20 protein-coding genes are annotated in these 20,212 nt (G+C 55.8%); 7 read left to right on the top strand and 13 right to left on the bottom strand.

The annotated features are described in order from the left end of the window. Positions 1 to 129: 129 nt before the first annotated feature. Complete coding sequence (locus tag K0H81_RS03605; protein ID WP_220059922.1) at positions 130 to 1,071, top strand: DMT family transporter; 942 nt, start codon at positions 130 to 132, stop codon at positions 1,069 to 1,071. Here K0H81_RS03605 and K0H81_RS03600 read toward each other — a convergent pair. The 5 genes from K0H81_RS03600 to K0H81_RS03580 form a co-directional block, all read right to left on the bottom strand. After that, positions 1,068 to 1,271 (bottom strand): hypothetical protein, encoded by a 204-nt coding sequence (locus K0H81_RS03600; RefSeq protein ID WP_220059921.1) that lies wholly within the window; start codon positions 1,269 to 1,271, stop codon positions 1,068 to 1,070. The two genes, K0H81_RS03605 and K0H81_RS03600, sit on opposite strands and share 4 nt — an antisense overlap. Positions 1,272 to 1,462: 191 nt before the next feature. After that, on the bottom strand, positions 1,463 to 2,383 hold the full coding sequence (locus tag K0H81_RS03595; RefSeq protein WP_220059920.1) for a hypothetical protein: 921 nt from the start codon (positions 2,381 to 2,383) through the stop codon (positions 1,463 to 1,465). A 4-nt stretch (positions 2,384 to 2,387) separates the two neighbouring features. After that, positions 2,388 to 3,521: an AI-2E family transporter gene (locus K0H81_RS03590; RefSeq protein WP_220059919.1), complete on the bottom strand. Its 1,134-nt coding sequence runs from the start codon at positions 3,519 to 3,521 to the stop codon at positions 2,388 to 2,390. 189 nt (positions 3,522 to 3,710) lie between these two features. Further along, a complete protein-coding gene (locus K0H81_RS03585; RefSeq protein WP_220059918.1) occupies positions 3,711 to 4,790 on the bottom strand; it encodes an endonuclease/exonuclease/phosphatase family protein in 1,080 nt (359 codons plus the stop codon). Between the two features lie 156 nt (positions 4,791 to 4,946). Further along, entirely contained in the window at positions 4,947 to 5,777 is an 831-nt protein-coding gene (locus K0H81_RS03580; protein WP_220059917.1) for a hypothetical protein, read from the bottom strand. Positions 5,778 to 6,082: 305 nt separating this feature from the next. Here K0H81_RS03580 and nfsB point away from each other — a divergent pair, with 305 nt between their 5' ends. From nfsB to K0H81_RS03565, 3 genes are all read left to right on the top strand, one after another. Continuing rightward, on the top strand, positions 6,083 to 6,736 hold the full coding sequence (nfsB, locus tag K0H81_RS03575) for an oxygen-insensitive NAD(P)H nitroreductase (protein WP_144199556.1): 654 nt from the start codon (positions 6,083 to 6,085) through the stop codon (positions 6,734 to 6,736). Between the two features lie 162 nt (positions 6,737 to 6,898). After that, complete coding sequence (locus tag K0H81_RS03570) at positions 6,899 to 7,558, top strand: DNA-J related domain-containing protein (RefSeq protein ID WP_220059916.1); 660 nt, start codon at positions 6,899 to 6,901, stop codon at positions 7,556 to 7,558. A gap of 184 nt (positions 7,559 to 7,742) precedes the next feature. Further along, complete coding sequence (locus tag K0H81_RS03565; RefSeq protein WP_220059915.1) at positions 7,743 to 8,405, top strand: thiol:disulfide interchange protein DsbA/DsbL; 663 nt, start codon at positions 7,743 to 7,745, stop codon at positions 8,403 to 8,405. A gap of 88 nt (positions 8,406 to 8,493) precedes the next feature. Here the strand turns inward: K0H81_RS03565 and K0H81_RS03560 are convergent, their stop codons facing one another. Both K0H81_RS03560 and K0H81_RS03555 read right to left on the bottom strand, forming a co-directional pair. Beyond that, positions 8,494 to 9,201 (bottom strand): DUF4328 domain-containing protein, encoded by a 708-nt coding sequence (locus K0H81_RS03560; protein WP_220059914.1) that lies wholly within the window; start codon positions 9,199 to 9,201, stop codon positions 8,494 to 8,496. 67 nt (positions 9,202 to 9,268) lie between these two features. Continuing rightward, positions 9,269 to 9,676 carry a hypothetical protein gene (locus K0H81_RS03555; protein WP_220059913.1) on the bottom strand — a complete coding sequence of 136 codons (408 nt, stop codon included), beginning with the start codon at positions 9,674 to 9,676 and terminating at the stop codon, positions 9,269 to 9,271. A 427-nt stretch (positions 9,677 to 10,103) separates the two neighbouring features. Between K0H81_RS03555 and K0H81_RS03550 the strand changes: the two genes are divergently transcribed. Together K0H81_RS03550 and K0H81_RS03545 are read left to right on the top strand one after the other, a co-directional pair. Next, entirely contained in the window at positions 10,104 to 11,138 is a 1,035-nt protein-coding gene (locus K0H81_RS03550) for an HlyD family secretion protein (RefSeq protein WP_258406376.1), read from the top strand. After that, on the top strand, positions 11,128 to 12,213 hold the full coding sequence (locus K0H81_RS03545; RefSeq protein WP_220059911.1) for a DUF2955 domain-containing protein: 1,086 nt from the start codon (positions 11,128 to 11,130) through the stop codon (positions 12,211 to 12,213). The genes K0H81_RS03550 and K0H81_RS03545 overlap by 11 nt, the downstream gene beginning before the upstream one ends. Positions 12,214 to 12,283: 70 nt before the next feature. On the opposite strand, the gene K0H81_RS03540 is transcribed toward K0H81_RS03545, so the two are convergent. Beyond that, positions 12,284 to 13,363: a linear amide C-N hydrolase gene (locus K0H81_RS03540; RefSeq protein ID WP_144199568.1), complete on the bottom strand. Its 1,080-nt coding sequence runs from the start codon at positions 13,361 to 13,363 to the stop codon at positions 12,284 to 12,286. Between the two features lie 109 nt (positions 13,364 to 13,472). Here K0H81_RS03540 and K0H81_RS03535 point away from each other — a divergent pair, with 109 nt between their 5' ends. Then, positions 13,473 to 14,345: a LysR family transcriptional regulator gene (locus K0H81_RS03535; protein WP_220059910.1), complete on the top strand. Its 873-nt coding sequence runs from the start codon at positions 13,473 to 13,475 to the stop codon at positions 14,343 to 14,345. Between the two features lie 76 nt (positions 14,346 to 14,421). Here K0H81_RS03535 and K0H81_RS03530 read toward each other — a convergent pair whose 3' ends face one another. The 5 genes from K0H81_RS03530 to K0H81_RS03510 form a co-directional block, all read right to left on the bottom strand. Continuing rightward, the gene (locus tag K0H81_RS03530) at positions 14,422 to 14,946 is read right to left on the bottom strand and encodes a cytochrome b/b6 domain-containing protein (RefSeq protein WP_011864485.1); all 525 of its coding nucleotides are present in this window, start codon (positions 14,944 to 14,946) and stop codon (positions 14,422 to 14,424) included. Positions 14,947 to 15,010: 64 nt separating this feature from the next. Further along, positions 15,011 to 15,532 carry a menaquinone-dependent protoporphyrinogen IX dehydrogenase gene (gene hemG, locus K0H81_RS03525; RefSeq protein WP_144199574.1) on the bottom strand — a complete coding sequence of 174 codons (522 nt, stop codon included), beginning with the start codon at positions 15,530 to 15,532 and terminating at the stop codon, positions 15,011 to 15,013. A gap of 195 nt (positions 15,533 to 15,727) precedes the next feature. Further along, complete coding sequence (locus K0H81_RS03520; RefSeq protein WP_220059909.1) at positions 15,728 to 17,359, bottom strand: di-heme oxidoredictase family protein; 1,632 nt, start codon at positions 17,357 to 17,359, stop codon at positions 15,728 to 15,730. Between the two features lie 114 nt (positions 17,360 to 17,473). After that, positions 17,474 to 18,622, bottom strand: coding sequence for an imelysin family protein (locus K0H81_RS03515; RefSeq protein WP_220059908.1), 1,149 nt, complete (start codon positions 18,620 to 18,622; stop codon positions 17,474 to 17,476). Positions 18,623 to 18,655: 33 nt separating this feature from the next. Next, the gene (locus K0H81_RS03510; protein ID WP_220059907.1) at positions 18,656 to 20,101 is read right to left on the bottom strand and encodes a hypothetical protein; all 1,446 of its coding nucleotides are present in this window, start codon (positions 20,099 to 20,101) and stop codon (positions 18,656 to 18,658) included. Between the last annotated feature and the right edge of the window lie 111 nt (positions 20,102 to 20,212).

The following is a 20,212-nucleotide window of genomic DNA, read 5'->3' as shown; positions in this document are numbered from 1 at the left end:
TTCCATCCCCTTTTATCCCCCATCAGTAATTTTTCTCAACAGCACATTTGGCCATAGCTTTCCGGTGCGAACTGGGTCAAAATCGCCTCTATCACTCTTTGCTTATTTTTGTACTAGGGCCCCGCTAGCATGTCTTCCCCTACTCAAGCCGACGCAGCTCAACTGCCGCGCCTGGTTCCAGTTTCGTTTCTGGCCGTGGTGCTCATCTGGTCGACGACTCCGCTGGGGATCGTCTGGAGCAGCGAGACAGTGCATCCCACCATGGCGGTACTCTCGCGCATGGTGATTGCCCTAATCATTGGCAGCCTGATCATCCTCTTTAGCAGCATACGCCTGCCCTGGCATCGCACCGCCTTCAAGCTCTACGCCTATTCGGCCATAGGCATAGTGGGCGGCATGTTACTGAGCTATTTTGCCGCCCGTTATCTGGCCTCGGGCACCATGTCGCTGCTATTCGGCCTCTCCCCGCTGGTATCAGGCCTGTTGGCACAGCGGCTGCTAAACGAACCTAAATTCAGCCCCATGCGGATCATGGCGCTCATTCTGGCATTTTGCGGCCTGGGCGTGGTCTGTTCGGCCAAGCTTGCCCTGGGCAGCGATACTTGGATAGGCCTGGTGCTGATCCTCTGCGCCGTGTTTCTCTTCAGTCTCAGCGGCGTGCTGATCAAGACGGTGGAGCTGGCAATTCATCCCATCGCCAGCACGGTCGGCGCTCTGCTGTTTTCGACCCCCCTGTTTGCCCTGGCCTGGTTGATATTTGATGCCAGCCTGCCGGTGGAGACCTGGTCGATGCGCTCCATCGCCGCCATCTTCTACCTGGGGATCTTCGGCTCCTTGATAGGCTTCATCGGCTACTTCTATATCCTGCAGCACCTTAATGCCAGCACGGTCGCCCTGGTCACACTGATCACCCCGGTATTTGCCATGGCCCTGGGCGCAATGGTGAATCATGAGCAGATCTCCCAGACCCTGATGATAGGTGCCGGCCTGGTGCTGGCGGGACTCGGCCTGTTTCAGTGGGGCGATACCCTGCTGGCCCGGCGAAGGGCCAGGGTATCCTCACAGCTCTAGTCCTTTATCAGGCTGGCCTGACGCTCGCGTCGGGTGTGGCCTCTGTCTGCACGGCCGCAATCTGCCTGGCCCCTGTCCGCGCCCGCCAGGCGCATTAACTTGCAGATATAGTCGATACGTTGCCGGTAAGCCTCGCTGCTGGCATACAGGGCCTGATTGACCACAAATCCCAGCAGGGGAGCTTGATTGCATAACCTCATCGCCGACTCCTTATCCTCATGCTTGAGGTATCTGATTCGATAACCTAGCTGAGCATAAGGCGTACCAATCCTTGAGAAAGCCACTCAAGTGGTTCAATCGGTAGGGGTTGTTATTAAGATTTGGCGATGCTTAGCAGAGGGGAAAGCTCAGGCGGCGTCAAGAAAATGCGCTTTGCAATGCAAAACGCCTCCTAATCCTCGGCCTTCACCAGATGCAGCCGGCTAAGGTCCTTGTTCCACAACTGGATGATCTTGCGGGTCTTGTCCTTGTTCCAGAAGCATTTGCCGAAGAGGATGATACCAGCGCCTTCGAGATCCTCCCGCTGCTGGATATCGTATTTCTTACACAGCCCGTCCTTCACCTCCTCGATGGGGATGCCCACATCCTTACAGTCGGCGGGATTGAGCCACAGCAGCGCCTTGTCGGCGTGGGAGATGGTGCCCCAATACATGCGCGGGGCGTGACGCTCGTTGGGCTCGGCATCGGCAAAGTTGACGAACAGGTTCTTGGCCCGCCAGCGATACTTGTCGTCGGTATAGACCCAGAGATCTGAGCTGGCCAGATCGCTGCCCCGCAACAGGCTGTGTAGAAGTTTCTGTAGCCCCTGGGTGGCTATCTTAGGTTCTGCCTCGCCCTTTGACTGGTGCTCAGATTCAGCTTTTGGCTCGGCTTGATTTTCGGTTTCAGTCTCGGCTGTTGATTTAGCCACAGCGAGATAACTCCCCTTGGGGCTCTGTACGCCTTCAGCCTGAGCTTGTTTGGACTGAGCCTGCTGCGCTGGTTGACTCTTACGCCTGGACGGCATGCTGAAGTCTATCTTCAGGGCGTCACTCTCCAGCAGCTGCTGATTCACCTCCAGAGCATCTTGCTCCTCCTGCTTGCGACTGGCCGAGGGATTAAACTCGCTGCAGTCCACCAGATGATAGCGCGAGCCGAAACAGGCAGCCTTGCCGTCACGCGAGGCCTTGCGAAAATAAGCCTTGCCGTCACACACGGGGCAATAGAGCTGCTGGCGCAGCGCCTCAATCTCTTGTTCGCTGAGGCGCTGAAAGGTAAATACCGAATAGGTTTTCTCGGCCTGGCCCTCGACCCGGCAGACGGCATCCAGCATAGACCTACTCCGCCGTCTCGGCGTCGCCCGGTGACTCAGACGCTTCTGCTTGGGCCAACACCGCCTCGGGCTCTCCACCATTTAACCAGGCGATGAAGAGTTCATACCAGATAGCCAGCACCACGGCGCCCAGGAAGAGGCCGATGATCCCAGCAAACAGCATGCCGCCTATGGCACCTATCAGTATCACTGGCATGGGCACATCCACGCCCCGGCCCATCAAGATAGGCTTGAGGATATTGTCAGAGATGCCGCCGAGGAAGATCCACACGCTGAAGATGGTTGCCGAGGTGCCATCCATGGAGGAGTAGGCATAGCCAATCAGGGGCAACACTATGATCAGCGCCGGCAGCTGGGCTATTCCCAGGAACAGGGCCACCAGGGTGAGCAATCCGGCGGCGGGTAGGCCGAAGACAAACAGGGCCGAGCCGATCAACATGGCCTGGATGAAGGCCACACCGACCACCCCGAGGAGCACGCTGCGTATGGTGGCCGCGGTCAGACTGGTCCAGGCGTGGGCATTGGGGCCTACCGCCCGCACCGCCACTTTACTCATGGCAGCGGAGCACTGCTCTGAGTTCGCCATGAAGCCGGCGGCGATCAGCAGCGAGATGATAAACATCACCAGGGTGGCCAGGCTACTGCCGATCACCCCGGCCAGCGCGGAGAAGCCCGCCTTGATCTCAGGCAGGAAGTGCAATATCGCCTTCTCCAGGTTGCTGGCGATGTTATACCACACCTCAAACAGGCGTTCGCCTATGATGGGAATTTCCGCCACCCGCTGGGTCGGCTCTGGAAGGTGGATCTCGCCGCTCTGCAGCACCTTAAGGGTGTTGGAGACCCCCTCGAAGATGGAGCCCGAGACTACCACGAAAGGGGTCACCAATAGGGCGATCCCCACCAGAGCGATAAGGGTCGCGGCCAGGCCACGACGTCCCTTTAACATGCGCTCCAGCCTGTGGGTCAGAGGCATCAGAGCGACGGCGATGATGGCACCCCACAGGGCTGGCACGATAAAGGGCCGTACTATGTCGTAGGTCCAGATCACTAAGATGGCGAGCAGGCCGATGCGAATCGCCGACTCCGTCATATTACCGATAAACTCTTTGCGCTGCTGCGCCTTGGCTTCATTGTCCATAACTTTCCCTTCCCAGCGTGTGTAAGTGCGTACCGATAACCCGACTAAGGCCCAAAGCGTTAACCCCTAAACTAGAATCTATGCTTTAGGCCTCACCACCTAGTCTGAGCAAAATATAGCCGATAGTGTTAATTAATCCCACAAGTAAAACAAGAATATAGCCCACATTTTGCCTCTTTGGACCCCGCCCTATTCCCTGATCTTGAGGCTGACCATCACGGGAGCGTGATCTGTGCTGTGGCTGTCGCGATCATATTGCGGATTGATCAGGTGGCTATCATAGGTGTGATACTGACTCACCTCTGCCAGACACTGATGATTATGGGGATCGAATTCGTTGGAGAGCAGGATATAGTCGATCACCTCGCCGCGATTAAGGTGATAGTGAGTCGGGGCCCGCGCCACCGAGGTAGGACAGTACTCAGAGCGCTCATGCAGCAGGTAGGCATCCTGCAGGCGATAGCCCTGAAACGCCTCCTCACCCAAGCCCCCAAGCAGGCGGCTATCCTCGCTCACCAGGGCCGACAACACGCCGCCGGCCAGGCTATCGTTAAAATCGCCCATCAGGATAACTGGGTAGCGGGTATCAATACGGCGCCTGGCGATGGCGACTCGCAGCAGGCTCGCCTCACTGCCGCGTATCAGCGAAGAAGCCCACTTGGCGGCCGCCTCAATGGCAAACAGGGCCCCACGCTTCTCAATGGTCAGGCTATCGCTCTGAGCCCCCGTTGCGACAGGCTCGCTCCCGGGGGCTGACGTCACCACTAACCCGGGCTCAAACTGAGCCCGCTTGGACTTAAAGTGCACCAGATAACAGTCGCAGGGGCCAAGATGCGGCAGCGCTATGGTCGCCCTCAAGGGCTGGCGGCTGTATTGAAAGCCGGGGGCAATACCCATGAGGCTGGCGACCGTCTGATCTATGTCGCATGCCTCATAACTAAGGATGGGGTACTTGCTGGCCAGGGCCAACACTGGGTGGCGATAGATGAAGTCGTCGCTGATCTCAGGCCTGTCGACAGTAACAAAATAGGGATAACCGGCCTCGGCCAGCAGTGCCTGCAATGCCTCTATCGAAAACACCTCCTGAAAGCCGATGACGCAGGGGTCATGGCTCGCCAGGTAGCGCCTTATCCAGTCACATTTCTGATGCCACTGGGCCTGAGTGTAGATGTTGTTAAAATCGTAGTAGGCGTCAGGCGGCGCGATGAAGTTGTACAGATTGAAACTGGCGATCCGTATCTGGCTCGCCGCTGCTGACGTTTGGGTCACGTCCCCTCCTCTAAGCCTCTACTAACTGCCAAACCTATATTAACGGCCAAACCTCTGCTAACGGCAAAGCCCTTACTCGCAGCAAAGCCATCATGAGTAGAAACGCCCTGCCGCTAGCACTTTTACGCATCTCTCCTGTCTCACGCGCAGTCAGGCTTAACCCCAGGGCATGTCGAAATAGACTCTGACGAAGAGATCTTTGTTCCAGGGCAGGATTGGCAGATAGTCCGGCGAGTCCACGGGCACCCTAGCATAGGGGTCCAGATTATACTCGTTATATTTCACGCTGAAGACGAGCTGACTCTTAGATGACCAATGGTCGGCGTCATAGCTGAGGCGCGCCTCCAGCTGGTTCTCCAGCCAGTCACTGCCATCGTGCCACTGCTGCGCCGCCAGGCTCAGATCGAAATCTTTGCCCAGGGCAAACTGGGTTGCCGCGGCCAGCGTATAGGCGCCGGTCTTATTCTGAAAATCTTCCCTGTCATAGCCACGCATGCGCGGCACATCGTCGTCGATCTCAAGGAAGTAGTAACCGCCTCCCAGCTTAACGTCGGCCTGAAAAGCCTCTCTCTGGTAGCCATAACCCAGGGCCGGAAACAGCCTGACCTGCTTTTCCACCGAGCTAACGGTATTACGCTTGCCCCCCAGGCTTATGTCCCAAAAGAGACGAGAGTGCTGGGATAGCGAGACAAGGTCGCCCCCTGCGCTGTAGTAGGAGCTAAACCAGACGGGAATATGGTCTGGGTCGAGCTCGTCCACATCATGATCCACGAAGATATTCAGCTCGCCGGTAAGCTTGATCTCACTCTCGGTAAGATGAGTCAGGGCAATACTCACCCCAGCACCTAAGGTGTGGGAGTCGGCCTCATCCACATAGTAGTCGTGTCCGCCTATGCCCAGGCGCCAGTCCAGGGCCATGGCGGGTGCACTCAGCAATGCCCCCATAAGGGGCCAGGCGATGATGGATGAATCGATTCGAAAAGCCATGTTTTCTTCTCCGGCGTAGGCGAGCCGGGCGGAGCGCTCGACTCAAGATAACAGCTTTGAAAGTTAAGCATAAATCATCTTTTTTGTCAGGTAATTAGCTTAACTTATGCGACAGCTATCCGTTGAGCAATCGCTAAGGGTTATGCCTCGCGATCATAAATGGCATCTCCAGACTGGCGATTGCCTATTATCAATATTTTTTTGAAAGTATATGTGACTTTCCTCTGTTTTTATCGGTGAAAGAGTCACGTAGAATCAGCCTCACTCTCGACATAAAGAATCGACTCAATCACAGGATGCTTGTCATGCAACAACTCAGTTTCTACACCAATAAGCGCTACACCACTAAGGCATTCGACCCTAGCCGCAAGATCGCCGACGACAAGGTCGAGGAGATCAAGCAGCTGCTTCGCATGAGCCCCTCGTCGACCAACTCACAACCTTGGCACTTCGTGCTCGCCTCGACCGAGGAAGGCAAGGCGCAGATCGCCGAGGCCACCAGCGACTTCGCCTTCAACACCGATAAGATCCTCAACGCCTCCCACGTGCTGGTGCTCTGCACTAAGACCAACATGGATGAGGCCCACCTATTAAAGGTACTCGAGCAGGAAGATGCGGATGGCCGTTTCGCCGACGAAGCCGCCAAACAGGGCCAGCACAACGGACGTTCCTTCTTCGCCAACATGCATAGAATCGAGCTGAAAGACAGCCAACACTGGATGGAGAAGCAGGTCTACTTGGCGCTGGGTACCCTGCTGCTCGGGGCCAGCCTGCTGGATATCGATGCCACCCCTATCGAAGGCTTCAACGCCACCAAGCTCAATCAGGTACTGGACCTGCCAGCCAAAGGCTACGCCGCCTCTGTGGTGGTGGCCCTGGGCTATCACAGCGAGGATGACTTTAACGCCAAGCTGCCTAAGTCGCGCCTGCCTATCGAGACGCTCTTCACCGAGCTCTAATCGTCTCAACTCATGATCTGTCATAGGGCGATGCATATGCCATGCATCGCCTTTTCATTGGTTTCTGGCCCGACAAGCCCAGGCTAAGCCAATAAGACTTGCGTTCTATTTTCACCATTGTCATAGTAGAAATTATCGCCAGTCACGGATGAGACTCTCTGTATGCTTCTTGCCAAATCGACCCCGACAGCCGCCAGGCTGCAAGACGCCTCATCGTCCAGCCAATGCTTCGCCATCAAAGGCGATAACCCGCTCATCTGGCCGCTCCTCACCCTGCTGCAGCGCAGCAATCGTAGCTGGAAGGTGCATCACCTGGCCGCCGCCCTACAAGAGAAAGGCCTGATGCGCGAGCTGGACACAGACCCACAGAAGGCCCTGTTTAAGCAGAACTTCCTGCTGATGAACGCCCTGTTCGAGTTACAGGCCATGCTACTGCCCGGCAGCTACCTGCAGGTCAGGGCGATGGAGATACAGATTTTTCGCATCCCTCCCAGCAATTTAGATAGCCAGCTGAGTCAGGACGATGCCCTGAGAAGCTACTATCAGGACTGGCAGCACTACGACACCTGCCCGGACATCATTCAGGAGATGCTAGAGTCCTTCTGGCAGCGCTATGAAGACTATATCGGCACCCGCCACAACGCCCTGCCCAAACGTCAGGCGCTGGAGGTGTTCGAGCTGCCCCAAGACGCCAGCGACAGAGAGATACGCAAGCAGTGGCGAAAACTGGCCCTGCAATGGCACCCCGACCGCGACGGCGGCGACGCCACTCAGTTTAAGCGGGTCTGCGAGGCCTGGCAGACACTGAGAGAATCACGCTAGCCCCGTCACAGATCCGCCCTTTTTGCCGACGAACAATACTCAGAACTTCAGCTCAGGTCACATTCTGGCCCCTGTTTCTCACCTCGCCTTCAGTCATAATTAAGCTTTGGCATTTAGGCTAACCCTATTGTCGATTGACGTTAGCCATTGATTGCACAACGACGCTATCAATTTAAGGATCATCATGATTAAACATATCGCACTCGCCCTGACCCTAGCCGTGGCCCCGCTCACTAGTTTTGCCGCCCAGTTTGTCGAGGGGCAACACTTCATGACTGTGTCTGACAAAGCCCCTAGTGCCAGCCCCAAGCTGACTGAGTTTTACTCCTTCTACTGCCATAACTGTTACAACATGGAGACTCAGTTCCTGGGAGACATCAAGGCCAACCTGGACAAACGAGTGAGCTTCGACAGCAAGCATGTAGACTTCATGAACTCAGACATAGGCACAGAGGTGATGCGCTCACTTGGGGTGATCCAGGAGCTGGGCGTCAAAGACAAGATGGTCCACGCCATGTTTAGCGCCATTCAGGGCGAACAAGGTGGCCACGGACACAGCCATGATCACGACCATAGTGCCCATGAGAAACCTGCTATCAATACCCGCGACGACATCAAGAAGGTGTTCGCCGATCAGGGGATCGATATCAGCAAGTATGACGAGATCGCCGATGGTAAGACGGTCAGCGACAAGCTCGACCTGTGGCGCGCCCAGCAACGTGAGTTCCGCATTCAAAGTGTGCCCACCTTTATCGTTAACGATAAATATGCGGTCAACCTAAGCCAGATCCGTACCCTAGGTGAGCTGATCGATCTGATCAACTACCTGGCCGTCGAGCACAAATAAGCTTGGCAAAATGACATAAACAAGGCGCCCTACGGCGCCTTTTTCGTTTCTCGTTGTTATTAATCGCATTGGCTTTAACCTTGTGGCGTTAGCCTACTACCAGCTGCTGCGCCCCCTGATAGGTCTGCTGTTCCACCCGCGCCTGCGCCTTGGTCTGGGCCCGGTAAATAGTGTTAATCACACTTAGGGTAGCGAAGGCCAATAAGATAGCGGAAACCTCTGATACTTGAGCTAGCATGTTGAGATTAATGAAATCTTGTAACTCCTCTGCCCTATCGGTTAATCGATATACCACCTGACCCAGGGCATTACTGACGATCCATAGTAGCCACCACAGGCTGATGCTGGAGTTGAAGCCGCTCAAACTCCAGTTCTCGGGATCATGGCTCGCCTGCCAGATCTCATTCATCGCCTGATAGGGTTTCCAGATGCAGAAGATGGGAATGAAGAAGTAACCGATGGACCAGCCAGGAGTAAAATTCATATCAGTAGCCCCCAGCTGACGCGCGTTGAAGTTCGCCCTGTATATCCACTTGAGGATCATGATCCCCGAAACGATAAAGACAACAAAATAAAGACCTGCCACCCCCAGCTGACGTCGATCATTTTCGTCACCATCGGCAATCGCCTGCTCCTCTGAAGAATAAGCCCCAGACTGATAATCCATCAGCAACTGATATTCCATGTAATTGGAGCTAATCGCGAGCAATGCAACAAAGACTTGGGCATAAAGCAGATAACGCACCCATTGAGTTAAAAGTCTTGCGTCTTTAAATTTAAAGATATTCCCTGACATTATGATTTTCCTATTATTATTTCTGGCATTATCCGTTTACTAAAAGCGCTAATTGTAAGACAGCAGCTCAAGGCGTCGTGCGATGCACCAGGCTTGAGGCCGCTTCATCCTCAGAGACACACTTGAAATGCACCTCCCCTTCCTGCATATGTTTAGTTTCATATTCTGATTCGGTGCGGCTCACGCCCAAGACAGATACAGAGGAAGATTTCTTGGTTTGGTCGATGGCTTCACCCGTCATCTCGATATTTTCAGAGATGATGTCGTAACTCAGTCCCTTATCACTACATATCTTATTCATGAATCCTTTAGAGGTTTTCACCACCTGTGTCTTACTGGGGTGGGCAACAAACACCTTATAGGTACCATCGGCTAGCTCGATCACCTCGGGCATAGGAGGGATACCGTTAAGGGAGACCTGGCAGCCGCCAAGGCCGATTAGAAACAGCAAATTCACCTTGCTCAATCTAGGCATATCTAATTAATCCTTTAATTTTTTTAGCGAAAAATATTAGGCAATGTCGGTAAATCTAGACTGCTGAAGGAGTGTATTTGCCAGGAGAGATCCCAGATGCCTTCCATGAATTGACCCATTCCCTGCACGCACCGACGAAGACGTTTATCCGCTCGCCATGGCGATACGCTCCCAAGCTAACATACTCGCTATGCTCTGCAAAGCAGAGCTATGCCTAGCTCTGCTCTTAGCCCTTCACAATAAGCTTGCCAAGACCTACGCTAAATCAGACTAGCCCACTTTCCCCACCTTTTTAGATACCTAGGTCATATAAACACCACTAAAACGAGTCTTGTTACTTGCTGGTAACAGGATCGAGGTTTACCATAAAACAATCTCTATTCATCGAGGCGAAGGCATGTCTGCTGCGGAACAATCATCACGGAAAATGAGTTTTTACATCATAGGCTTAATCTTGGTCGTCTGGCTTTATAGCCTGTGGGCCGACAGGGTAACGCCCATGACGAGCGATGCCAGGGTGCATGCCTATCTGGTAAGGGTGGCCTCCGAGGTCGCCGGTAACATCACAGAGGTGAACGTCAGAGATAACCAGATCGTCGAGGCCGGCGAGCCCCTGTTTCAGATCGATCCGCGCAACTATCGTCTTGCCCTGCAATCGGCTCAGGCCAATCTGTCCCTGGCGGGGCAGAATATCGGTGCCAGCACGGCGGCGGTAGAGGTGGCCCAGGCCAAGGTGGTCGATGCCATCGCGGCGCGCAACAACGCTAAGGAGCAAGCCGCGCGCGTCAGCGAGCTGGCCGGACAAGGGGTACTCAGCCAGGCAGAGCTGGATAACGCCATCGAGGCCAGAGACAGGACCCAGGCGAATCTGGAGGCGGCCGAGGCCTCGCTAGTGCAAGCCAGACAGGCCCTGGGCCCGGCGGGTCAGGACAATCCGCAGATCCTCGCGGCCATGGCAAACCTGGAGAAGGCTCAGCTGGATCTGCAAAAGACTCAGGTCAAGGCACCTTCTAAGGGGGTGGTCACCAACCTTCAGCTCACCCTGGGACAGCGCGCCAATGTCGGCTCGCCCATGTTGACCTTTATCGACCCAAGGGGCGTGTGGATCTCGGCCCTGGTCAGAGAAAACTCGCTGGAACATATCAAGGTGGGCAACAAGGTGGAGATAGTCCTCGACGCCCTGCCGGGAAGAGTGTTGGAAGGCAAGGTCGACAGCATAGGCTGGGGCACGGGCGGCAGTAACAATATCGACCAGAATACAGGGTTTCTTACCGCAGACAGCAATGGCATCAAGGCCCAGCGCTACCCGGTCAACATAGTCTTCACCGGCACTAAACCGCCAGGCAATATTCGCTACGGCTCTCAGGCCACAGTGGCCTTCTACACAGAGCAGAGCAGCATAGGCGAGTTCCTGGCCGGCATCTGGATGCAGATAGTGAGTATCTGGACCTATGTTTCATAGCCCAGCCAACCCTATCATACGCCTGGTATTCGGCCCACTGGCGCTGCTGTTTTACCTCTGGTCCCAGGCGGCGCCGCTAGCCATATTGGCGCCCATGTTCATGGTGATTTTTCTCACCCTGATGCCTTCGCGTCCGCCCCTGAGCCTGATGCTCAAGCTGCTGCTGATCGTCCTGTTTGTCAGCCTGGGACTGGTGTTTATCGGCGGACTCTTGCTGGACTCTCCCAGCGGCTACCTGCTGTTTTGCTGGTCGCTGCTGTTTTGGAGTTTCTATCGCAGCCACAACGACGGCAAAGATCTGCTCGCGACCCTGATGCTGATCGTGGTGATCATCATGACCATCATGAGTAAGCAAATGCAGGCGCCCATCGAGGTGCTGCCCTGGTTGTTGATGAAATCGGCGGTGCTGGCACTGATCCTCACCTATCTGAGTTTCCTGCTGTTTCCCGGCGACGAGCAAGACATACTGCCCGATGAGACCCAGGCCGATGGCAGCAGCACCCATATGGGCACCATCTTATTTAAGACCACCGCCATGACCATAGTGTTGGCGGCGCTGATCGGCATAGGCAGCTCCCAGAGCATGCTGATTGCTATCACAATAGGCAGCATGATCAAGCTGGCGGATCCCAAGGAGCATAAGAGCTTCAAGCAGAATCGTCTGATCACCACGGCCATAGGTATCCTCTTCACCTTCCCCGTGATGTTGACCTTCGCCTTCGGTCTGCCGACCTGGGTAGTGTTGGGAATGGCCATCTTCTGCGGCTTGCAACTAGCGGGCTTTGCCATCAGGCGAGCCACTCCCCTGGCCATCTATCAGCTGCTGTTTACCAACTTTGTGGTGCTTGTGTATCAGATCATCACTCACATAGGATCCGATGCCCTCTATGCCCAGCTGGTGCGCCTAATCTCTATCAGTATCGCCATCGTAATTGGTGGCCTGCTGCTCAGCCTGCTGCACCATGAGACGGGCGCAACTGATGAATCGACGGATGAGAAGGGCTCAGATGAGGCGCCTAGTAATGCGCCCTCCGAAGCGCCAGAGACTGCGATGCCAGCAGCGAAGCAGTCATAAAAGCAGATAAAAAAAAGCGCGGCCTAAGCCGCGCTTTTTTAAACCCATTTTGTTAAGGCATTCGCCTAGCTTACATCTTAGACCAGGTGATGGTCTGAGCGCCTTTATCTACCTGAGCCATGATATCGGCATGCATTGGCGTCTTGAACTGCTTGGTGTCTTCCAGGTTAAACTTGATCTCCTTGCCACTCATCAGGCTGCGGAACCAGATATCACCGTTATCCAGGTTGTACTGCATGCTGAAGAAGCTTGGATAGTCTTCGCCCGTCTTAGGATCCTGCACACCGAATGGCACCAGCGCCGCCGCATCGAAGGTGCCCTTCTGACGAGCAACTGTCTCTGTGTAGCTCAGCCCTTCTAAGTCCATGTGTGTCGACATGGCCAGCAGGCGTGAGTTACGCTCCAGGCCGCCTATGCTCCAAGGCATCTTAGTGGCAACGCTAGGATCCTTAAGGTCGAACTGCTGCATATACTCTCTGTGCTTCTCCTGCAGCGGGTCGTTAGTCTTCACGCGCAGATCCGATTCGGCATCACCCAAGTAAATCTTCTGCTCACCGCCCTTCACCAGTTGGATCAGCATGATGTTACCGTCGGCATCGACCACAGAGTAGTGCAGCGGCGCAGCGTGCTCCATACCATTTGGCGCAGAGGCCCAGGCGATTTGGAACTCACCGTTATCCAGGGCCGCTTTCACCTCGGCAGTGGTGGCATAACGCTCGGTGATGAAGCTCACTACGTCGGCGGTGTTGACTGCTGGTGCGCCATTATCTTTGTGCTGGGCCAGATAGGGCTCGCTGTCATGCTGAGATAGCGCCATCACGCTGAGTCCCTTCTCGTTAGAAGTCTGACCCGACAGGCCGCCGAAGGCGCCATGCTCTTCGATAGAGAGGGTGTGGTACTTAGTCTGCCACTTAGTCATGGCCTGCTGGTACTCGGCAACCTGACCACGCATGGTGCGCTCGGTACCGACAGGGAAGACAGACATGTGACCGTCGAAAGGGGCTGTGCTCACCCAGTCTGCGGTGCGCATTAACATAGTGCCGTATTGGGTCTCTGTCACCAGACGAGAACAGGCTTCGGCGTTTATGGCGGCGCCCATGGTCGTAGCAAACAGGGCGGCGATAGTGGTGCTTAGTAGTACTTTTTTCATGGTAACAATCTCCGTAACTGAGGATGTTGATTCGTTGACGGGTTAATCGTACCAAAGGCGAAAAAAGTGCTACCCTAAGAACTATAAACCTAAAGTTAAAGGTTCGCCGATGATCATCACCACAGAGAGATTGCAATACCTGGTTTCCGTAGCCCAGCATGGCAGCTTTTCCAGCGCCGCCAAGGAGTTGGGGGTCAGTGTCGCCGCAGTCAACAAGGCGATACAACATCTGGAGTTTGATCTTGAGCTGACCCTGTTCGAGCGCCATGGCGGTAAGAAGCCACAGCTCACCCAAGAGGGCAAACGCCTCTATGTGAAGGCGCTGGAGATACTGCCCAAGCTTATCGCCATGGAACGTCAGGCGCAGATGATGAGCGAAGGAATAGAGAGCCAGCTCTCCATCTGCCTGCATCCCTATACCTGTTACCCCGAATACACCCGGCTCATCGGCGAGCTGGCGGCGCGCTACCCAGATCTGGAAATCAACATAGTCGAGGCGGAAACCCTGGACTGGCAGAATCTGCAGTGCGATATCATTATTGCGCCTAATCGCCTGGTGAATCTCAGGGGGGTCAACATACAATCCATCAACAGCATTAAATGGCTGCTGGTGAGCGCGCCCCAACATCCGCTGGCGCAACTGAGGAGTGCCCCCGAGCTGGAAGACTTCGATCACCATCACCAGCTGATGCCACCAGCGGGTAACATCATACTGCCCCATTACCTGGAGGTGATGCGCTACTCCTGCAAGCTGGTGACCGTCGAGCGCTTCTACCAACTGCGGGAGCTACTGTTGGCGGGCTGTGGTTTTGCCATGTATCCACAGGCGCTTGCTAGGCCGCTTATCGAGGAGGGCAAGCTTAAGGATCTGAACTTCGATTATGGTAAGCAGGGCAATCACTGGCCCATAGATCTCATCTGGCAGGAGGGACTGGGCCAAGCGGGCAACTGGTTTATCGAGCAGTTAATCGACGAGGAGTGATCAAATCTAACCTTGTCTTGCGGCGCTTAAACTCCCGCGGGCGCTGGCACTGGCCTAGTACTGGCTTAGCACTGGCCTAGCGACGAATAAAGTCCAGCAGGTGCGACAGGGCAAACAGGGCGTGGATCACCATGAAGACGATGAAGCCATGGGCCAGGCTGTGATGATAGCTACGCCAGTTGAGGGCTTCGCTGCTGCCCTGGGTGAGAAACCACATCAAGCCGGTAACGGATACCGCCACAAACAGCAGCATGCCTATCCCCTCGACCACGCTAAACAGGCCGCGGCCACCGGCCAGGGGCAACTTGCCCCGCTTCAGGCCACACACATCGTTACTCAGCTGGGTAAAGTCGCCCACCAGATAGGGAAAATATTGTCGCCACTGACCGCGCATCAGGTTTATCGCCAACATGGTGACCGAGAAGATCCCCGCCAGCAGCCCGAGGTAGACATGCAGGATATCCCAGACCGAGGCGTTAGCCCGCAGCGCCCGTCCCATCATGAGCCAGCCGCTGGTGCCCACCAGAAACAGGGTTAACAGAATGACAAACAGATGCTGATAGGTCTCCAGCACCTCGCGCAGCTTGGTCAGTGTCTTCATCTTGCTCTCCCCTTGATATGGCTCACACTATGTTTACGCTTGGAATTTACTTAAGCACGCAATACTAGAGCGCATCGACCTGCTGAGCATAATGTTTCACCTTATCCCAGTCGGTGTACTCGACCTTGGTATCCGGCGCCGTCGGTCCCTTAGTGATCCACATGATGAAGCGTATGATGTTGCGATCCAGGGCGTTATAGCCCTGATAATCCAGGTTACCACCAAACACCGCCAAGAGCTTAGGCTGCCAGGGCGACTTGGCCAAAAATGCCTGCATATAGGGATTTGTCTCTGGAGTATTCTTGGCGGGCTTGCGCGCCACCAGGCTCACCGAAAAGAAACTGCTGGCCTTCTCCTGCAACACCTTGATGTTCTCGCGAATGAAGTCATACACCCTGGGATTATGCTTGCCATGACGAATGCTGGCGCCCAGGACTATCTTATCGAACCCTTCCAGGGCTGGCGGGTTATCTATGCTGGCGCAGGTGACACTATGTTCCAGCGCCTCGAGCTCGCGCTGCATGAAATCGCACAGCTTACGGGTCTGCCCATGCACACTGGAATAGATGATTAATATTTTGCTCACGAAGGCCCCTAAGTCGACTTAACTCTTGCTATAGCACCATGATAGGGGAAATCGGGCAATATTTAATTGAAACAGATCACGAGGACTAAGGGCAAAATCCGGCTTAAGTTTACCGAGGTCACAAATTGCCTCCTGGATACATTTTGTCATAAAAAAGCGCGGCCTAGACCGCGCTCCCCATCGCCTTTCTTACCCTTAGAGGGACATCACGAAGGCCAGCAGTTGCGAGCGCTCCGCTTGGCTCAGGGCCATAAACTTATCGGTACTGGCCTGGGCCTCGCCGCCATGCCAGAGGATCGCCTCCTCCACACTCGCCGCGCGGCCATCGTGCAAGAAGCCCGCCTGGGGGTTGACCGTCTGGGTCAGGCCTATGCCCCAAAGCGGCCGGGTGCGCCACTCACTGCCGCTCGCCAGGAAGTCAGGGCGAGCGTCACTCAGGCCTTCGCCCATGTCATGGAGCAACATGTCGCTGAAGGGATAGATGGTCTGCCCCTTGAGGGCCTCTATCATGGGCAGGCCGCCGATCTCGCCATTGCTCTTGGTGACAAACTTGGGCTGATGACAACCGCTGCAATTGACCTGCTCGAACAGGCGCGCCCCTTCCCTCACCTTAACATCATCCACCTGCCGCCTCGCCGGCACCGCCAGGGTCTCGGCGTAGAAGACCACGTCGTCGCTGAACTCGGCGCTCGCCTCCGGCTCACCGTCGACGCCGCTGCCGGTATCGACAAACCCGGTGCGGGTTAGGTAGCTGTCATGCATGCTGGTGCCCGCTATGCTCTCCTCGGGAAACAGAGAATTGGTGATCCCTATATCGCCGCGCAGCGCGCCCAATGACTGCACCCGCACGCTGGGGGTGTTGGCCTTCCAGCCGAAACGCCCCAAAGAGACGGGATGGCTCTCGCCGCGCTGCGCCTTGACGGCGTCGAACACATAGTTTGCCCGTCCTGAGATACCGTCGCCGTCGGCATCGTTTTCATCCACCAGCGCCAGAATACTCGCCTCGGGAATCGCCTCCAGCAGCCCAAGACCAAACACAGGCATGCCGTTTCGCCAGCCCATCAAGACATCGCCCTGCAAAAGCTCAGAGGTGACATTGCTGCTGTTGAGGCTCTCACCCGGCGCATCGAAGGGGTTCTCCACCGCAAACAGTGGTCTTTTCAGCGTCACCTCGGTGCCGTCGGGATAGGTTACCGTCTTTAGCTCGTAGGAGAGGTAGACATCCGCCTGACCGCCGAACAGGTTCTGCTGCCAATCTTCCCTGGCCTTAAGCACCCCGCGGTGAAACAGCTGAGTGCCAAAGTTTGGCACAGGGATAGGCGCGCAGTAGTTGTTCTCAGACGTACCTTCCAGGCAGGGCTGGTCCGGCGCCTTGCTGATACGCAGGAAGATCCCCGCCTCGGAGCCGAGCTTGATGCGCGCTTGCCCTGCGGGCACTATCGGCGTCGAGTTACGACCGTCGCGCTGATGGCAGGAGTTACAGTCGGCGTTGTTGAACACTGGCCCCAGGCCGTCGAGCTCGGGATGCTCCTCGTTGGGCGCCGTGGTAAAGGCGGTCTCAAAATTCAGGTCGCCGCTTAGGTGCTGGGCGAGCTGAGTCTGGTTAAGATTCAGCGCCGGCGTCGAGTAGCCGTGGCCCGAACTCGAGGCATCGAAGGTGGTGGTATCACCGCCCAATGCCGTCACCTGGGTATAGTCGGGATACTGCTTCTCGGGCTCTGGCACTTCTATCTCATCACCCGAGCCGCCACAGCCGCTTAGCGCCAATGTCTGAGCCAGGGTCAAGGCCGCCAACAGGGCGGAGGGTTTGGTTAAGCAATTCATCATCTTTATCACACTTTATTGCAGTCGGGCTAAATGGGCCTTTTGCCATTTAGCCTTTATTTTTATAGGGTTATATAGGCAAGAAAAAGAGAGCCTGGGCTCTCTTCTTAACTGGCCTTATACCTTCCACTCTTTGAGTAGCGGCAACACCTGGTTTTCCAGGCTCGCCTGCAGGGTGGCCAGGGCATCGACCGCCTTCTGGATGCGCTCACGGCCCGCCTCATCTTTTATCGCCTGACGGAACGGCATCTTATCTGTGCCTTCGATGGCGCGGATCTGCAAGATGGCAGCGTCTATCTCGGCGGCGACCCGGCTAGCCAGCTCGCTGTCCGCGGCGCGCACGAAGTCGATGATCCCCTGCTTGTCGGCTTCGCCGGTGAACTCGCCCTGATAGACGTTACGTACCCCTATGATGTTGTCGCTAAAGTCGGTCAGCGAGTTCCAGGAGTATTGCGACTCCACCTTTGAGGTGTCGGCGCTGGCCAGCGAGCCACCGAAGGGGTCGGCGATCTTACCATTGCCGACCTCATCGACTATGCCGATCATCCCCTTGATCAGCTCCTCCAACACACCCACCTGTGAGCTGTAGAAGGTATTACCATCGATGCCCGGCGATTTCAGCAACTCGCCATAGGCCTTGCCGCTCTGACCGTCATGGCTGACCTGCCAGGCATCGGCCAGCTGCTTGGTGTAGTCGCGAAACACCTCGGCCAGTCCCATGAGATAGTCGCGCTCATTGGCGGTCAACTCGTCGATCTGCTTGACGTTGTCGTCTATGCCGTCACCGAACAGCAGAAACTCCATGGTGTGGAAGCCCTGCACGTCATCGTTCCAGCCCTTGATGGTCTCGGCATCGAAGCCGCTGCTGTTGATTAGGACCGTCTTAAGATCTGTGGTGTTCAGCGGCCAGCTATCCAGGTGTGGGTCGATCCCCAGAGAGTCCACCGGGCCAAAGATGTGTGACTCGCCCTGCTCCCAGGGCTGGCGGGCCGCCTTCCAGGCCGACTGCGCCGCCTCAAGATTTGCCTGGGTCGGAGTGGCAACCAGGGTCTGGGTGGCCTGCAGCAGCGCCTCACCGCGATCTGCCAGTGTGCTGTAACCCTTGACGATCACCTCGTCGCTCAGGTTGACGATCAGGGCGTCGGCATCGAAACTAAAACCTGTCTCGGGCACCACGACCTCGGGCTCGTCGCTGCCCGAACCACCACAGGCGGCCAGAGTTGAAATGAGTGCCAATGCGATCGCGCCATATTTAAAGTGTTTCATCTGTCTCTCCATAAAAATCAAAGTTGTCCGCCGTTAGAGCGAGAATTGATAGCCCACGCCCAGGGCAAAGAAATGGGTATCCGGGATGGCAGCCACCGCCACCTGATGCAGGCCGCCCTCGGCCTTGATCACTATCTCGGGGATCGGCGAATAGTTGATACCGACGCTGGTCCAGGTGTTCTCATAGCGCTTGGTGGCCGTACCGGTTTCCACCTCACTCAGCGGGTTGGCGTAATCCAGGTTGGCAAACACTGTCAGCGGCACAGAGAAGAAGTGGTTGAGATCCAGCCCCGCCTCGACGAAGAAGGATTCGGCCTTGCTGCCCAGCTGGGCGAAGTTGCCTGGCTTGAGGCCCGGGGTGGTCTTGTTGGCCTGAGTGATCGCATCGGCATCATCCAGGGTGCCCTGCAGGTACTGTCCACGCAGTATCCAAGGGCCATCCACATAGGCACCGGACAGCGCCAGCAGGCTCACGCTGCCATCACCGGCCAACTTGTTGCTCTTGTGGCGATTACCGCTGGTGTTGCCATAGTAGTAGGCGGCGCCCAGGGCCAGACCTGGCTGTTTGAAGCTGCCGTAATCCAGGCGCAGCACATAGGCCAGCTCGTCGGCGTTAATGTGCTCGAATCGCTTTTGATGGCCGGATGCTATCCAGTCGTAGGTGCGGAAATACTCTGAGTTGAGGCCACTAACTACTTGAGCCTGATAGTGAAAATCCCCCAGGTCGCCGAAGATGCCGATACCCGTCTCGTTCCACACGGCGGGTAACATGGCCGCCTCGCTGCGGTGACGCAGTACGGTCAGATACTGGTTAGGCTTGTGCAGCATGCTGGAGAGGCCCACCGGCAGATGTATGTTACCGAACTTGACGCCGAAGGCTTTACTCGGGCGATACCTGAGCTGGGCCTTCTCGATCATCACCTCACCGCCGGCTTCGACCTCCGACTCGAACTCGCCAAACTCGTCGAAACCGTCATATTCCAGGGCGCTGCCCGTGCCGCCATGCTCATATTCGATCTCCACCTCCATGTCCCACTCGTCGTTGAACTGGTAGCCAAATTCGGTGACGATCCGCTCCAGATCCAGACGGCCGCGACGCTCGGGCGAGGTGTCCTGCACGTTATCGAAATACTCGTCGCTGGTGTAATTCATGCTGCCGTAGGATTCAAACTTGAAGCGGCTCCAGGGGCTGTTAGCGGCCTCCAGAGCAACCTGCTCCTGTACTGCCTTGGTCAGTGCCTGTCGGTCAATCTTTTGCTCGGCCTGTTTCTCTGTCTGTTTGTCGGCCTGCTGCGCCTTAAGCTGAGCCAGCTCCTGTTTCAGCTGGATAAGCGCCTGCTCCTGCCTGGTGATCGACTCGGCTAAGGTGGCGGTATTGGTCGCGGTATTGGTTGTGTTATTTAGTTGAGTGTCGGCATAGGCATTGCCCGCCAGCAAGCCGGCGATTGCCATCCCTAAGGTGGTTAATTTCAGTGTCATCTTCTCTCCATGCTGAATAAACAGCATCCCCCGTTAAATTGCGGGCACAATATTTCAAATGAGAATTATTTGCATTACAATTTACATTTGTTAATAACAAATTGTTGACAA

Source organism: Shewanella halotolerans, assembly GCF_019457535.1.
Classification (GTDB): domain Bacteria; phylum Pseudomonadota; class Gammaproteobacteria; order Enterobacterales; family Shewanellaceae; genus Shewanella; species Shewanella halotolerans.
This window is presented reverse-complemented; position numbering and strand designations above follow the sequence as displayed.

Coding starts and splice junctions, on each gene's coding strand:
- K0H81_RS03540 (WP_144199568.1), bottom strand. CDS start 13,363: ATGAAAAAAGTACTACTAAGCACCACTATCGCCGCCCTGTTTGCTACG.
- K0H81_RS03515 (WP_220059908.1), bottom strand. CDS start 18,622: ATGAAACACTTTAAATATGGCGCGATCGCATTGGCACTCATTTCAACT.
- K0H81_RS03595 (WP_220059920.1), bottom strand. CDS start 2,383: ATGCTGGATGCCGTCTGCCGGGTCGAGGGCCAGGCCGAGAAAACCTAT.
- K0H81_RS03580 (WP_220059917.1), bottom strand. CDS start 5,777: ATGGCTTTTCGAATCGATTCATCCATCATCGCCTGGCCCCTTATGGGG.
- nfsB (WP_144199556.1), top strand. CDS start 6,083: ATGCAACAACTCAGTTTCTACACCAATAAGCGCTACACCACTAAGGCA.
- K0H81_RS03565 (WP_220059915.1), top strand. CDS start 7,743: ATGATTAAACATATCGCACTCGCCCTGACCCTAGCCGTGGCCCCGCTC.
- K0H81_RS03590 (WP_220059919.1), bottom strand. CDS start 3,521: ATGGACAATGAAGCCAAGGCGCAGCAGCGCAAAGAGTTTATCGGTAAT.
- K0H81_RS03550 (WP_258406376.1), top strand. CDS start 10,104: ATGAGTTTTTACATCATAGGCTTAATCTTGGTCGTCTGGCTTTATAGC.
- K0H81_RS03555 (WP_220059913.1), bottom strand. CDS start 9,676: ATGCCTAGATTGAGCAAGGTGAATTTGCTGTTTCTAATCGGCCTTGGC.
- K0H81_RS03560 (WP_220059914.1), bottom strand. CDS start 9,201: ATGTCAGGGAATATCTTTAAATTTAAAGACGCAAGACTTTTAACTCAA.
- K0H81_RS03545 (WP_220059911.1), top strand. CDS start 11,128: ATGTTTCATAGCCCAGCCAACCCTATCATACGCCTGGTATTCGGCCCA.
- K0H81_RS03605 (WP_220059922.1), top strand. CDS start 130: ATGTCTTCCCCTACTCAAGCCGACGCAGCTCAACTGCCGCGCCTGGTT.
- K0H81_RS03510 (WP_220059907.1), bottom strand. CDS start 20,101: ATGACACTGAAATTAACCACCTTAGGGATGGCAATCGCCGGCTTGCTG.
- K0H81_RS03530 (WP_011864485.1), bottom strand. CDS start 14,946: ATGAAGACACTGACCAAGCTGCGCGAGGTGCTGGAGACCTATCAGCAT.
- K0H81_RS03535 (WP_220059910.1), top strand. CDS start 13,473: ATGATCATCACCACAGAGAGATTGCAATACCTGGTTTCCGTAGCCCAG.
- K0H81_RS03570 (WP_220059916.1), top strand. CDS start 6,899: ATGCTTCTTGCCAAATCGACCCCGACAGCCGCCAGGCTGCAAGACGCC.
- K0H81_RS03600 (WP_220059921.1), bottom strand. CDS start 1,271: ATGAGGTTATGCAATCAAGCTCCCCTGCTGGGATTTGTGGTCAATCAG.
- K0H81_RS03520 (WP_220059909.1), bottom strand. CDS start 17,359: ATGATGAATTGCTTAACCAAACCCTCCGCCCTGTTGGCGGCCTTGACC.